This is a genomic window from Archaeoglobaceae archaeon (assembly GCA_038734275.1).
GTDB lineage: Archaea > Halobacteriota > Archaeoglobi > Archaeoglobales > Archaeoglobaceae > WYZ-LMO2.
Map to the genome: position 1 here is coordinate 63,910 of JAVYOO010000005.1, position 12,970 is coordinate 76,879.

Sequence of the window (12,970 nt, forward strand, 5' to 3'; positions counted from 1 at the left end):
AATATAATTTACTTCTTAATAAGCTCCTCAATAGCCTCTCTGCACGCCGCGACCGCCTGAGCACCGCCTGCAACGAAGATCACCCGAATTGCCTCGACGATTTCTTCTCTCGTAGCTCCACGGTTCATCGCCCCTCGCATTGCTGAAGTGACGCATTCCTTGCAATGCCTTTGGGCTCCCATTGCCATAACCAGCATGAGCTTGAACTTCGCAGGCAGAGCTCCGTCTTCCTGTATTGCTTTATCGCAGAACTCATAGAACTCAACAGCCTTCGGATCAAGCTCTTTAACAAGCTTCATAATTCCCGGGGCAAACCCCATCTTCTTCTCTATGCTTTTAACAACTTTTTCGTGCTGAGTCATATAACCACCAATCATAATCAATAATTGTATATATAACCCTATTCCTCCTTTTCAATCAATTCGAAGACCGCACAATTTTTTAAAGTTTGCAAGCTCAGAATTTGCAAATGCTCAAAGCGATCAGAATCAAGCTCATCGGAGTTGTTCAGGGAGTTGGTTTAAGACCATTTGTTTACCGCTTGGCGGTAGCCAAAGCTCTTAATGGCTATGTTCGAAATATGGGGGGTAGCGAAGTCGAAATTCTTGTAGAGGGTTCTGATGAAGCCTTAAAATCCTTCATAGATAGACTGCAAAAGGAAAAACCGATTTCCGCAAGGTTCGAGCAAGTTATTATTGAAGAAGTTGAGCCTTGTGGCTATAAGGATTTCAAAATTCTAAAAAGCGATTCGAAATTTGAGGAAAGAAGCATAATCCCGCCAGATTTTGCGATCTGCAAAGACTGTGCTCAAGAAATCTTGAGCTCAGGCAGTAGATTCTATCGCTACCACTGGAACAGCTGTGCTTGGTGCGGTCCGAGATTTTCCATGCTCTATAGTTTGCCATACGACCGTGAAAACACCGCAATGAACCAATTTCCTCTTTGCGAAGAATGCTCAAGTGATTATGGCAATCCAGGGAATTTGAGGAGATTTCATGCTCAGGGAATAAGCTGTCCAAAGTGCGGTCCGAAAACGCTCGTTTACGATTTGAATGGAAAAAGAATGGTTGTGGAGGATGCAGTTGATTTTGCGGTCGAGAAGCTCCTTGAAGGTAAGATTCTCGCTATAAAGGGAATTGGTGGTTATCACATAGCCTGTCTTGGCTCAGACGACTCCATCGTCTTGGAGCTGAGGAAGAGAAAAAGAAGGGAGAACAAACCATTTGCCTTAATGGCGAAAGATTATAGTGTGGTAGAGAAAATTGCAGACCCGCCCTCGGGGGCAAAAGAGCTTTTGGAGTCTCCAGAAAGACCAATAGTTGTGATGCCAAAGAAAGGCTCTTCGGTTTCTGAATTCGTTGCTCCGGGGCTTTCCACAATCGGAATAATGCTTCCTTACTCAGCATTTCAGATTCTTCTTTTAAGCAAAATTCCAGACGGATTTCTAATAATGACGAGCGGAAATGTTCACGGAAAGCCGATGTGCAGAAACCTTGAAGAAGTTTTTTCACAGCTTTCTGGCATTGTTGACTACGTTGTTGAGCATGAAAGGGAAATCGTGCACAGGGTTGATGACAGCGTTCTGAGATTCACAGATGGTGAGCCTGTTTTCCTGCGAAGAGGCAGGGGCTATGCTCCTGAGTGGATTAAAGTTTGCAGAGATTTGCCCAATGGCATAGCTCTTGGAGCAGAGCTACAAACCGCTGGAGCAATTTCATTTGATAACAAGGTTGTTTTAACGCAATTCATTGGAGACCTTGATGAAATCGAGAATCTTGAGGCAATGAAGAGCGAAATAAGCTGGCTTGTTGAGAATTACCGAATAAAGCCCGAATTCATAGCCATTGACATGCATCCACTTTATCACAACAGAAAATTGCTCAAAGATTTTCCTTCAGCCCCAGTTTTTGAAGTCCAGCACCATCATGCTCACGCAGTGTCTGCAATTGCAGAACTCGGCTTGGAACCAGAAGATAAGGCTTTAGCGATAACGATCGACGGAACTGGTTATGGCGACGACGGGGCTATATGGGGTGGAGAAGTGCTGATTGCAAACTGGAAAGAATACGAAAGGATTGCAAGCCTTAAGCCATTCAACCTTCCTGGCGGAGACAGCTCCGCAAAATATCCCGCAAAATCTCTGATTGCCCTAATGAGCTCTTATGGGTTTAAAGAGGATGAAATTCTTGAGCTTCTGAATGAAAGAAACCTAATCGATTCTTTGCCCTATGGCTTGAAAGAAGCTGAAATCACATGCATGATTGCAAAGAAAGGAAAAGGAGTTGCAACTACAAGCTTGGGAAGGATTTTAGATGCCTTTTCAGCACTGCTTGGCATTTGCACAGAAAGAACCTATGAGGGAGAGCCACCGATGAAGCTTGAAGCCTTGGCAGACTTTGGAAAGGACTTTAAGCTAACTGCGAAGCTTTGCAAAGAAGACAGAATCCTTATAGACGTTAAGAACTTGCTCGAATGGGCAATTGAAAGCGAAGGTAAAAAAGAGGACCTCGCAAGAACAGTTTTGCAGGGAATAGGGAGGGCACTTGGCTTGACTGCACTCGAGGTTTTCAGGCAAAGGAGTCTGGAATACGAAAAAGTTATTGTCACTGGTGGTGCGGGTGTGAATACATACCTCGTTAAAGGAATTCGGGAGATTCTCTCCGCAGAAGAAATTGAGGTTTATTTGCCCAGAAAAACCCCCCTTGGGGACGGTGGAATCGCTTTGGGGCAAATACTTATAGCTTCAGCCAATTTGATGCTTTAAGATTTCATAAACTTTACTCAGGTCTCTTTTTTCCCTAAGAGCGTTCTTTAAAGCTCTTCTGATTTCATTTTTGTCTCCCTGAATTCTTTCAACACTCAAGACTGTGTAGGGTTTGATAAAGGCTCCAAATCGTTCTGAAATTTTTCTCTTTATGTCTTCATCGCTAATTGCTCCTTCAACAATCACGATCGGCAATTCATCTCCATCTTCATCTTTAATCCCAACAACAACCGCCTTCTTTGTGTCATTAAATTCTATCGCGCTCTCAATTGCCCCGGGACTCAATCTGTATCCTTTAATTCTCAAAACGCTGTCCCTTCTGCCAAATGAGAAGATGTAGCCGTCATCGTTTATGAGCCCGAGGTTCATCGTGTCGTAGAAGCCATTTTTCAATAAAGCCCTGAATTCACGATCCAGAGGCATTGCAGGCCAAGGTGCTCTAACAATGAGCCTTTCGATCTTGTTTCTTATCGGAGCCCCTTTCTGATCGATCACATCCAGTAAAAATCCCGGCATAGCTTTGCCAACGGAACCTAAAGGAGTTTGAGCATTGGAATTCGTTACAAAGCTTCCAAGCTCACCCTGAATAAACGTTACTTTTAGCTGTGCTTCTCCAAAAATTCTCTGAATTTTGCTTAGGACTTCCGCGTTTAGCATGTCGGGAGTTGAGAATACCGCCTTAAGGCTTAAATCTCTGCTAAAGTCCCTTTCTGAAAGAATTCTTAAAATTCCGCCCGCAGTTATGAAAATCGTTGCCTTGTGCTTTTCAATCAATTCAAGATATCGATTCCAATTTGGGTAATCTGGAGCTCCTTCGTAGCTCAGAATTGTTGAACCAAGCATTAAAGGTGCAAAAATACCGTAAGTGGCTCCAGTGATCCAGCAAGGCCAGATCGTGCAGAAAATGGTGTCGGATGAGCTAATTCCGAGCATTTTGGCTGTTGAAATCGCCTGAACCAGAAATCCTCCAGCTGAATGAGTTACTGGCTTGAATTCCTCTTCATAGCCAACATGCAATCCGAAAAGCGGATCTTGGGAATCAAAGATTGCAGATCTTCCAGAACCTTTGCCAAGAAGCTCTTCGAATGCCAATTCATTGTAAAGCTTCGAGCCGAATCTGTTATGGACTATGACTTTTGGCTTAAATTTTAGGAAATCCAAAGCCTTCCTTAAGGTTTTTAAAGGCTCTAAGATTTTCTTGTTTCTATAAAATCCATCTACAGTAAAAACAATTCTCGGTTTTCTTAGGGCAATTCTCTTCGCCACTTCAAGCCATCCAAAACCAGTAAAAACTACCTCGAACGGAGATCCAAGCTTAACTCCCGCTAAGATCGTTGCAAACGACTCTATGCATGGGGGAGCATATATCAGGAGCCAATCTCCTGCTTGCAATCCATTATCCTTTAATCCTGAAGCTATTCTGCCTGCAAGCTGATCCAATTCCGCATAGCTTATTTTTCTGACTTCTCCAATCTCATTTTCGCTGATTATTGCAGTCTTGTTCCAGTTCTCCGTCTTGGAATGCTTTTTGATCAAGTTCTCGTATACATTGATCCTACCGCCCAAAAACCACTTGGCACTGCATAGATCCCCCTCTAGAACTCGCTCGAACTTCTTTTTCCAGATCAGGCTTTTAGCTTCGTTAATCCAAAACTCTTCTAACTCCACTTTCTGAGCAGAGAAAGCATTTATGGACATGGATCTTCGAGAGTTCAGCAGATCCTTGGAACAAGCTCTCCTCTCGGGGGCTCGACAATTCTGAAGCCACCTACAGCAGTTTTCATGAGCACATAGCCCTTGTATTTCTCGCTCTTTCGGACTTCTCCGATCAAGCGAGCATTCTCAAAGCCTTGCTTTTTTAGAGCCTCAAGAAACTCTTCAGCAACTTCAGAGCTAACAGAGAAAAGTGCAGAACCCTCGCTTGCTAAGTAGATCGGATCTATGCCAAGCATTTCAGAATATCTTTTGACTGGTTCCTTTATTGGCAGATCGCTGTCGACAACAAGCACAGCTTCAACATTTTTAGCCCAGTCGTTAAGCACGCCTCCAAGTCCGCCCCTTGTAATGTCTCTGCATGCGTTTATGTGCTCAGAGTAAGCGTTAATGACTGGCAGAAGTGCTGTAAGTGGCTTTGCATCGCTCCTGAGCATTCCGCATTTAAGCTCTTCCACATCGCTGAGACCCATCTGGAGCATCATTATCACCGCTCCGTGATCGCCTACATAGTCTGTTACGATCAGCTTGTCCCCTTCTTTCGGCAGATCGACAATTGTTCTCTCAGCGATCCCAAGAACCGTGGTTGTAATCACTATTCTGTCAATTCCCCCTTTTGGCATGACTTTAAAGTCACCACCAACCAGTGCAACACCTTCTTTCTTGAAAACTTCAATCAGCGAATCGACTATGGTCTTTAGATCTTCAATCGGAAAACCCTCTTCGACTATGATCGAATCAAGCCCCGCTATTGGCTTTGCCCCCATAACAACAACGTCGTTGATCGAGCCTATCGCTGAGAGCATTCCTATATTGCCCCCGGGAAAAAATGGGGGGTTTACCGTGTATGAGTCCGTAGAAACAACGATCTTTGAGTTTTTTACAGGAATCACCGCACCGTCATCGGGAAGATCAATCCCAAGTCCTTCAGGGACCTTCTTTAATCTTTCTGGAACCTTAGAGAACAGAATTTCGTTAAGCAACTCTCCAGTTTCTTCTCCGCCAGACCCATGGGCTAATTTAACGAATTTCACTCTTTCACCTCTTTAGAGAGTTTCAGAATTCTCTCGTAATGCTCAAGCAAATCAGAGCTTTCGCCAGCAGTCCTTGCTATATCTCTGAGCATTTCCGCAGTTGTGCTTGCATCTTCAAAGCTCAGCTTTGTGATTATGACGCCCGCGTGCACGATCACAAGATCCCCTTTATTCAGCTTCTCTTCCGCTATGCCAACGATGACTTTCCTAAGCACTCCGTCACCGTAGTCGATCTCAGCGAATTCGCCGTCGATCTTGCGCACAACCGCAGGCACTCCCCAGCACATTTTCTCACCTCAGCTCAAGCTCATCAGCAATTCGATCCGCCAAGCCATTTGCCCCAAATCTTGCCCAGATCGCACACGTGCCTTCCAGAGAGACCATGCAAGGTCCGACAGGCGAAGAGGGCGTGCACTTTTTCATAAAAAGCGGACAGTTAGTTGGCTTTTCTTTGCCTATAACCACTTCAGCACATCTACAGCCCTTTGGCAAATCCGCTTGACAGCTTTCAGGAGCAATTTCTGGAATTCCATACTCCCTGAAGGCGTCGAATGAAGCAAAGTGATCTGAAATCCTTAAACCGCTTTCTGGCAAAAACCCGATTCCACGCCAGGCGTCTTCAACAACTTTAAAAGCCCTGCAAATCATTTCCTGAGCCTTCAAATCACCTTCCCAGCTAACCGCTCTTGTGTATTCTATCGAAACCTTTGCTTCTCCTCTTACAAGCTGTTTTAAAATCTCTGCTATAGCAATGAGCACGTCTATCGGCTCAAAGCCCGTGACGACTACCGGGATCTTGTGCCTGTCTGCAACAGGCTTCCAGGACTTTGCTCCAATGATCGTTGAAACATGCCCGGGAGCTATAATTCCCTTGACTGAATTTTCTTCCTCTTTTTCAAGTATATCGACTGTTGCAATCATTGCGGGTGGTGTTAACTTTACCAAGCTCATCAGCTTCAGATTTTCAGGCAAAAGATTGCTTATGAGTGTCTGTGCATAGCCAGAGGCGACGGTTTCGAAGCCAATTCCCAAAAATACAGCCTCTTTACCATGAGCTCTTGCGTCAAGTATTGCATCTCCTATTCCAGTTACGATCTTTATTTCAGCACCCAAAGCCTTCGCTTCTGCTAAGGAACTTGCACCATTTAAAGGCTTAAGGCTCGGAAGTCTATAAACGTCGCCGTAGGTGTAAATTACAATCCCTTCAAAGCCTAATCGGATTGCATTTTCTATATAGTAAGATGGAGTAACGCAAACTGGACATCCAGGACCAGCAACAAGCTCCAAGCCTTCAGGCATCAGGCTTCGCAGCCCATAGTGCGTTATCGTCCACTCATGCGTTCCGCAGAAGTCCATGATCTTAAAGCTCCCGAAATCTTTCTGCAATTTGCTGTAAAACTTGTCAATATAACCCACGAGAGTTTTGGCTAAGTTCGCATTGTTTCTGAAGATTTTTTCAAGACTTTTTATTGTTTGAGAGGCTTCTTCACTCATTTTTCTCAAACAGAATTTGCAACCTATTTAAAAACTTTTCAGCTCAATCCTCATCAGAACTCGGAAACCTCTTTGCTGGAGATGGCTTTAAAATTTTGCTTCCATTTGATGTTATCAGCATATTGGTGAGCGCACTCAGAGAGCAAAGGGTTCCTCTGCCCACAATACCTTCTCCAGGGATCTTTGCAACTATAAAACCCTCGGAGGTAACTTCAATCTCGGTTCCAAGCTCCGAAAGGCGGTGAAGCACGATGTTGCCCATAGCCCCCATTGACTTCTCCATCCAGCAGTGCTTCATCGGGCAAAGGTTGCAATACGCTTTGAACCTCCTTGCACTCTCCTGAGACACTAAGCCCGCAGCAATCTCAGCTTTTGTGGTTGAATAGGCTATGCAACATCCAAGAACTCGATCCGCAAGCACCTTTTCTCCTTTAAGAATGCTTGCCCTAACTGCGCCCCCTTTTGCCTCGTATCTATTCTCAACGCCTTCTTCAAACTTGATTTTTCCAGTATTCCGAGCATTCTTTAGCTTTTCCTTCACGAATTGCGTAAGCTGATCGTTTTTGATAATTGCCTTCACAATTGCACATGTCGGGCAATAAGAGACTGAAGACTGGGCAATCAGCCTATTGTCTTTATCGTAAAGCCTTGCCACAACGCCAACCCCTTCCCTTCTTATAAGTGTTCTTCCTCCAAGCTCATTAACGAACTGTAGTGCGATGACTGATGGCGTTACAACCCTCCCATAGCCATAAAGTTCTGCAATCGCTTTAATCTCATCTTCATCGCTCAAAGCCTGCCTCAACTTGTCTTCAAACCTCTCGGGGATAAGCTTTGCATTTATTTCCGCCTCGAGGATCGCTGGAGACCAGACGATGTCGAAGCCCTCTCCAATGACGTTGCCCTCATTGTCTTTTATCAAAGCCAAGATCCCATCGGGTTTTTCATATGCACAAACGACTCCATTCTCTTCTGTGATAGCCTCAAGCGTTCCGTGGCAGATTCCACATGCCCCTTCGATCTCTCTTAGCTTTTCTGTCTGCTTTCTCACTCTTTTTCTAAAGTCCTCAGAGCTCATCTTTTTCAATTCCTTCCAAGCCAAGATAAGTCTTTCGAGGTCTTGGAAAAGAAATAAAACAATCTTCAATGGATAAAAATATATTTAAATCAACCCCACGAATGTTGAGCATGAGTTACCTTAGCAAGGAGGAGCTGATTAAGCAATACGGAAGCTTACCATGGGTCTCACCTTATTCAAGAGTTGTCGCAATGACTGACGGCGAGCTTGTGGAATTGCACGAGTTTCATGCTCGCGAAAGATGCTACGGAGGAGCCTCTTGGGAAGTTCTGCACTATCCGAGGGTTAGCGATCTTGTGTTGTGGGCAAGAAGAGAGGGTGCAAGAAACATTTTTGTTTTAAAGCCCGGAAAGACTGAGTTGAAGCTAATTCCCGGCGTAGCGGGAGCGGGAATTGAGGAAGTAAAGCTGACGGACAGAATCGAGATAACCTATGCTGGCTTGGCAGGCGGTGGAATTGCCGCAACAGTTTGCAGAGGAATGGCTGAAGATGTTGACGGCATTGAAATTGTGGAGCTTGGAGGCGGAGCAAAGCTTGGAAAAGCAAAGATCAGGCTTAAGAAGTATTCAAAGGTTGTAATAGGCGTTGACGACACTGACAACAAAGAGAAGGGGGCAACATGGGCTCTTGTTAACGAGATCGCTTACAAGCTTGAAAAAGCGGGCTATGGCTACTATCTGCTTCATACGATCACACAGCTATACACCAAGAATCCCGCAAAGACCACAAATTGCGTTTCAATCTCAGTGAGCTTTGCAACTGAAAAGCCAGAAGAGCTTGTTGAGGCATTCAGAAAGGAGCTCGAGAAAACAACGCTCAGTGATAACACTGCAATGGTTGTTTACAGAAAAATTTCAATTCCTGAGAAGCTTAGAAAATATGGAGAGAAGGTGAAATCTCAGCTTGTTGAGCTTGAAGAGGCTAAGATAATTGCAGAAGAACTCGGAATAGAGACGATAGTAATAACTGGTGAGAGAGGTCTCATAGGCGCTGTAGCGGCTTTGGCATTCTCGAATTCGCCAGAAGAAGCTGTAAAGATCTATGCTTGATTACAGAACAAAGCTTGAATTGCTCGTTCTTGGCGTAAGAAGCTCTTTATCGCCTTTGCGCCGTGGAGGAGGAGGACCAGTAGGTGGAATTGGGTTCGCAGTTAGGGATTCAATAGTCTCCGCTCCGGCGGTGCAATCTTTTGCAAAGGAGTCTCCCTATGTGCTTTTAGAAAAGGACAATGGCGTATGGCTTTACAAAGGGCACGAGAAGATAGGCAAAGTCAAGCTTCCGACAGCGAAATACTATGAGCACATGATAAAGGGCATCTCCGCTGGCAGATATGTCGCCCTTGACGGAGTTAACGCCCTCGTCACCGCGGTGACAAGAAAGTGCGTGCATGTCGATGCAGGCAAAAAATGCGTTTTTTGCGTGATTGAAGAAAATGTTCCAGAGAAGCAGATCCTGGATAAGGATCCAGAAGATATTGCTGAAGCTGTGAAGGTTGCCTATTTGGAAGACAAATCGAGACACTTGACTTTAACAACGGGAACGCCAAATCTTGTGGACAAAGGAGCGATCAGGTATTCAGAAGTTGCTAAGAAAATTCGTGAAGAAGTTGAAATTCCAATCCATGCACAGATTGAGCCAATAAACAGGGAATACTTGGAGCTTCTTTACTCTTCAGGAGTTGACACCATTGGGATTCACGTCGAGACTTTTGACGAAAGAATACGAAATGCGGTAGTGCCCGGAAAGCCCGCAATAGAGGAATACCTTAAAGCATGGGAAAATGCGGTTGAAGTTTTTGGAGAGTGGAACGTCTCATCTTGGATCCTTGTAGGCTTGGGGGAAAGCGTTGAAAGCGTTGTTAAAGGTTTCAGAGCCATGGCTGAGCGGGGAGTTTATCCCTACATCGCCCCGTATCGTCCGCCACCCAGCTCAGCGGATCGCACAGATCTAAGGCATGTGCTCAAAGTATACGAAAGCCTTGCAGAGCTTAAGGGAGAATACAAAATCAGGTTAAAGTTCAAAGCGGGTTGCCCGAGATGCACAGGTTGCTCAGCCATATTAGAGCTTCTCAGTCATTAAGCAGATCTCTTTAACTTTTTCGACAACTTTTATTGCGTCGAGCTTTTTGAGGTTGACTTTATTCTCATTTATGGTGTTCAAAAGCTTTTCTGCCTCACTCTTGGTGATAAAACCCTCTCGAATTGCCTTTTCAATCAGAGTTTCGTAGCTTCGCCTTGAGTAATGCAGTCTTTTTGCAATCTCGATCAATCTGTCTCTCTTCTCTACCTCAATCAAGCCCTTTGTAACTAAAGCAGAAAGAGTTGCCCTTATGTTCACCAAAGGCTCCGAGAGTGCTTCGAAAGTTTCTGGATTGACAACAACCGCTACCTCATCGTCAGATTCAAGCTCTCCATTTTTGAACATTCTGAAGATCTCACCAACGCCAATCATTCCAAGTTCGCAGAGTTCCGCAGCTCTTAGAGCCCCAATGCTTCCACCGCCAACAACGATCACTCCCTCTCTGAGCACTTCCATGATCTCCCTTGGAGAGATCGCTACATCCTGCAAAAAAACGCCGTCTATGATCCCCAGGATCTTGGCACCATCTTTGAGAGCTTTTAAAGCATCTCCACGCTTTATAGGCGGCCTATATTCCGCTTGAGCAAAGATCTTTCTTGCCTCTTCATGGCTAAGGCTTGGTCCAGTGAAGATCACAGCTTTCATTTCTTCAGAAAGCTAAGAGCTCTCTCACCTACCCTTGTTGGATCCATTCCAAAAACTTCCAACCCTGGCACTATTACGCGGACTGTAGGAACTCCGAGCTCTTCTCTCGTCAGATCAACCACTATAGCCCTTTCAAATCCTTTTTTCTTTAGCAAGCTCAACGTGATCTCTATGTCCTCTCTTAGATCCTCCGTGGAGAACTTTGGAAGCTTGCTGAGCTCGACTTCTTCGCTTCTTTCAAACCAGTGCCTGTTTATCCTTTTCATTCTCTCATAACCCGCTCTCCTCATTACTTCAGCCTTTATTGTGTCCTCTCTTGCTCCCTGAATCTGAACAAGCCTGCTCTGGGCAACCTCCAGAATTGCCCTTATGCATGCAACTTCAGGCTCAGAATGAGCACCAAAGCCAATCGTTAGCAATGCGGGATCTTTTAAGGTTACGTCGTCGGAAACCGCAGCAACAACAGGAATTTTAAGATCACTTGTGATGTCTCTCAAGAAAATCTCAACTCCCGCTTTTTTAAATTTTTCAATTAATTCTTGGATCAATGGATCGTCAGTTTCGATCACTTTACCGCCATTTCTGCAGAGCTCCGCAATGCTCCAGGCATCTCTTTCAACGACTTCCATCAAGCCGTGCAGAATTGCTTCTTCAATAGTATTTCCAGAAGCGAGACCATTCGTCGTGGTTCTGAAAAGATGAAAATCGCCAATTGGAGAGTAGGGATGAAATACTGCGCTAACTGGTACAAGAATCTCCTCGTTCTGAAGCAAATCATAGCCCCATACCCATCTAAGCACCACATCTTCGTTGAAAGGTGTATCTTTAGGAAGGATCAGCGATTCGGGATCAATTGCATTGTATTCTTCTGAGATCTGCCTGTAATTTCCTTTGATTGTCTTCTCATTCCTGAACTCCGCAGAGTATCTCTCGAAGCTCTCCATTATTGCGGAGATCTTTGCCAGAGTCTCTGTCATCCCTTTGCCCGAATAAACCGACACAGCTCCTTCAGCTGCAGTCGGCCTTATCGCTGAAAAGATTGGGATTCCTATTCTGTCCAGCCCGGTTATATTTGCAAGCCTTGTGATTCCAGCGATTTTTATCTTTGGCTCAATCCAGCTTAGAGTTTCTTCAGGCTTTCTCGCTCTATGTGTGCCGTCCTTGAACGCTTTTTTGACACTTCTGAGCTCAATCTTAGCCATCGCTTTTGATTTTAGATCTGGGTTAAAAAGATTAATTGAAAGTTTCTGACAGAAAAATTAACAAAGCTCAACCCAGATACCAAAATGGGTGATTTTATTGATCACTGTGGAACTATTAGAGATTAAAGGAAAGAGAGTTCTCGGATTAAAAGTCGATCTGCCAAAAGCCCCGTTGCTTTTGATCATCTGCGGAGAAATCGTGATTGGTTGCGGATACATAAGCGTTGAAGCGATGGAAAAGCTCGGAAATTGCGCCTGTGTTGTTAGAGGCGTTAGAAGCTTCGAGGACATGCTAAATGCAGAGATCTCGGAATTGACTTCAAAAGCTGAAAAGCTTGGAGCAAGAAAAGGCATGAGAGTTCGCGAGCTTTTGGAAAAGATTGAAGTTTGATTAATAAAAATATTTGCTAAGAGGTGACAGCTGGTCGAATATCTACTAAACAAGCGTCCTTTTATAGCTCAGATTTGACTTTGCAACACTCAAAACTTTAAATTTGTTGCAAAGGCTTTGAATACCTTACTTGCGTTTGCCAGTGGAATTTTCCGAACTTATCGGTTGTGAAGCGGAGATTTACCGTGATAGAGAGTGGTTTTTCATACACATAGTTGGCAACTTAGGAGTATTCTGAATGAAAGATAAAACTCCAAGGCCTTCAAAACGAGAATCTACTGTCTTTCAATCCCATTTTGGTCTGATTTCAACATCTTTGCAATGAGCTTTGAGAGCAACAAAAAATACCTTTCAATCCCATTTTGGTCTGATTTCAACAGGCATTCGTCCTGGTTAGCTTTTTTTATCCTACACAGCTTTCAATCCCATTTTGGTCTGATTTCAACCTTTTTTTATGACTGGTGCAGAAGAAGAAAAAAAAGCTTTCAATCCCATTTTGGTCTGATTTCAACTGGCTCGTATACGTAATCGAACCAGTTTTTCGGATTTTCCTTTCAATCCCATTTTGGT

At 44.3% G+C, this 12,970-nt stretch carries 12 protein-coding genes and 1 CRISPR repeat array (1 of these 13 cut by a window edge); of the genes, 4 read left to right on the top strand and 8 right to left on the bottom strand.

Annotated features, from left to right (window positions below):
* Nucleotides 1–8 precede the first annotated feature (8 nt).
* A complete protein-coding gene (locus QXI54_06485; GenBank protein MEM0302795.1) occupies nt 9–377 on the bottom strand; it encodes a carboxymuconolactone decarboxylase family protein in 369 nt (122 codons plus the stop codon).
* Between the two features lie 92 nt (nt 378–469).
* On the opposite strand from QXI54_06485, the gene hypF reads away from it, so the two are divergent.
* Complete coding sequence (gene hypF / locus QXI54_06490; GenBank protein MEM0302796.1) at nt 470–2,764, top strand: carbamoyltransferase HypF; 2,295 nt, start codon at nt 470–472, stop codon at nt 2,762–2,764.
* Here hypF and QXI54_06495 read toward each other — a convergent pair.
* Genes QXI54_06495 through QXI54_06515 form a run of 5 tightly spaced genes read right to left on the bottom strand, consistent with a single transcriptional unit; the run spans nt 2,744 to nt 8,083 of the window.
* Nucleotides 2,744–4,462, bottom strand: a complete 1,719-nt coding sequence (locus tag QXI54_06495) for an AMP-binding protein (GenBank protein MEM0302797.1) — start codon at nt 4,460–4,462, stop codon at nt 2,744–2,746. The genes hypF and QXI54_06495 overlap by 21 nt on opposite strands.
* 14 nt (nt 4,463–4,476) lie before the next feature.
* The gene (gene hypE / locus QXI54_06500) at nt 4,477–5,511 is read right to left on the bottom strand and encodes a hydrogenase expression/formation protein HypE (protein MEM0302798.1); all 1,035 of its coding nucleotides are present in this window, start codon (nt 5,509–5,511) and stop codon (nt 4,477–4,479) included.
* On the bottom strand, nt 5,508–5,798 hold the full coding sequence (locus QXI54_06505; GenBank protein MEM0302799.1) for a HypC/HybG/HupF family hydrogenase formation chaperone: 291 nt from the start codon (nt 5,796–5,798) through the stop codon (nt 5,508–5,510). The genes hypE and QXI54_06505 overlap by 4 nt, the downstream gene beginning before the upstream one ends.
* Before the next feature lie 4 nt (nt 5,799–5,802).
* Complete coding sequence (gene hypD / locus QXI54_06510) at nt 5,803–7,005, bottom strand: hydrogenase formation protein HypD (protein ID MEM0302800.1); 1,203 nt, start codon at nt 7,003–7,005, stop codon at nt 5,803–5,805.
* Between the two features lie 43 nt (nt 7,006–7,048).
* The gene (locus QXI54_06515) at nt 7,049–8,083 is read right to left on the bottom strand and encodes a hypothetical protein (GenBank protein MEM0302801.1); all 1,035 of its coding nucleotides are present in this window, start codon (nt 8,081–8,083) and stop codon (nt 7,049–7,051) included.
* A gap of 110 nt (nt 8,084–8,193) precedes the next feature.
* On the opposite strand from QXI54_06515, the gene QXI54_06520 reads away from it, so the two are divergent.
* Both QXI54_06520 and QXI54_06525 read left to right on the top strand, forming a co-directional pair.
* Nucleotides 8,194–9,132: a DUF1743 domain-containing protein gene (locus QXI54_06520; GenBank protein MEM0302802.1), complete on the top strand. Its 939-nt coding sequence runs from the start codon at nt 8,194–8,196 to the stop codon at nt 9,130–9,132.
* Complete coding sequence (locus QXI54_06525) at nt 9,125–10,162, top strand: radical SAM protein (GenBank protein ID MEM0302803.1); 1,038 nt, start codon at nt 9,125–9,127, stop codon at nt 10,160–10,162. The genes QXI54_06520 and QXI54_06525 overlap by 8 nt, the downstream gene beginning before the upstream one ends.
* On the opposite strand, the gene QXI54_06530 is transcribed toward QXI54_06525, so the two are convergent.
* Nucleotides 10,142–10,807: a TfuA-related McrA-glycine thioamidation protein gene (locus tag QXI54_06530; GenBank protein MEM0302804.1), complete on the bottom strand. Its 666-nt coding sequence runs from the start codon at nt 10,805–10,807 to the stop codon at nt 10,142–10,144. The genes QXI54_06525 and QXI54_06530 overlap by 21 nt on opposite strands.
* A complete protein-coding gene (locus QXI54_06535) occupies nt 10,804–12,009 on the bottom strand; it encodes a YcaO-related McrA-glycine thioamidation protein (GenBank protein ID MEM0302805.1) in 1,206 nt (401 codons plus the stop codon). The genes QXI54_06530 and QXI54_06535 overlap by 4 nt, the downstream gene beginning before the upstream one ends.
* Before the next feature lie 88 nt (nt 12,010–12,097).
* Here QXI54_06535 and QXI54_06540 point away from each other — a divergent pair, with 88 nt between their 5' ends.
* Nucleotides 12,098–12,400 (top strand): DUF1805 domain-containing protein, encoded by a 303-nt coding sequence (locus QXI54_06540; protein ID MEM0302806.1) that lies wholly within the window; start codon nt 12,098–12,100, stop codon nt 12,398–12,400.
* A gap of 282 nt (nt 12,401–12,682) precedes the next feature.
* A CRISPR array of direct repeats spans nt 12,683–12,970; the repeat unit is 30 nt; unit sequence CTTTCAATCCCATTTTGGTCTGATTTCAAC; it runs 2,672 nt beyond the window's last position.

Excerpts from the sequence above, each read along its gene's own strand:
- QXI54_06485 (MEM0302795.1), bottom strand. The coding sequence starts at position 377 with ATGATTGGTGGTTATATGACTCAGCACGAAAAAGTTGTTAAAAGCATA.
- hypF (MEM0302796.1), top strand. The coding sequence starts at position 470 with ATGCTCAAAGCGATCAGAATCAAGCTCATCGGAGTTGTTCAGGGAGTT.
- QXI54_06495 (MEM0302797.1), bottom strand. The coding sequence starts at position 4,462 with ATGTCCATAAATGCTTTCTCTGCTCAGAAAGTGGAGTTAGAAGAGTTT.
- QXI54_06505 (MEM0302799.1), bottom strand. The coding sequence starts at position 5,798 with ATGTGCTGGGGAGTGCCTGCGGTTGTGCGCAAGATCGACGGCGAATTC.
- hypD (MEM0302800.1), bottom strand. The coding sequence starts at position 7,005 with ATGAGTGAAGAAGCCTCTCAAACAATAAAAAGTCTTGAAAAAATCTTC.
- QXI54_06515 (MEM0302801.1), bottom strand. The coding sequence starts at position 8,083 with ATGAGCTCTGAGGACTTTAGAAAAAGAGTGAGAAAGCAGACAGAAAAG.
- QXI54_06520 (MEM0302802.1), top strand. The coding sequence starts at position 8,194 with ATGAGTTACCTTAGCAAGGAGGAGCTGATTAAGCAATACGGAAGCTTA.
- QXI54_06525 (MEM0302803.1), top strand. The coding sequence starts at position 9,125 with ATGCTTGATTACAGAACAAAGCTTGAATTGCTCGTTCTTGGCGTAAGA.
- QXI54_06530 (MEM0302804.1), bottom strand. The coding sequence starts at position 10,807 with ATGAAAGCTGTGATCTTCACTGGACCAAGCCTTAGCCATGAAGAGGCA.
- QXI54_06535 (MEM0302805.1), bottom strand. The coding sequence starts at position 12,009 with ATGGCTAAGATTGAGCTCAGAAGTGTCAAAAAAGCGTTCAAGGACGGC.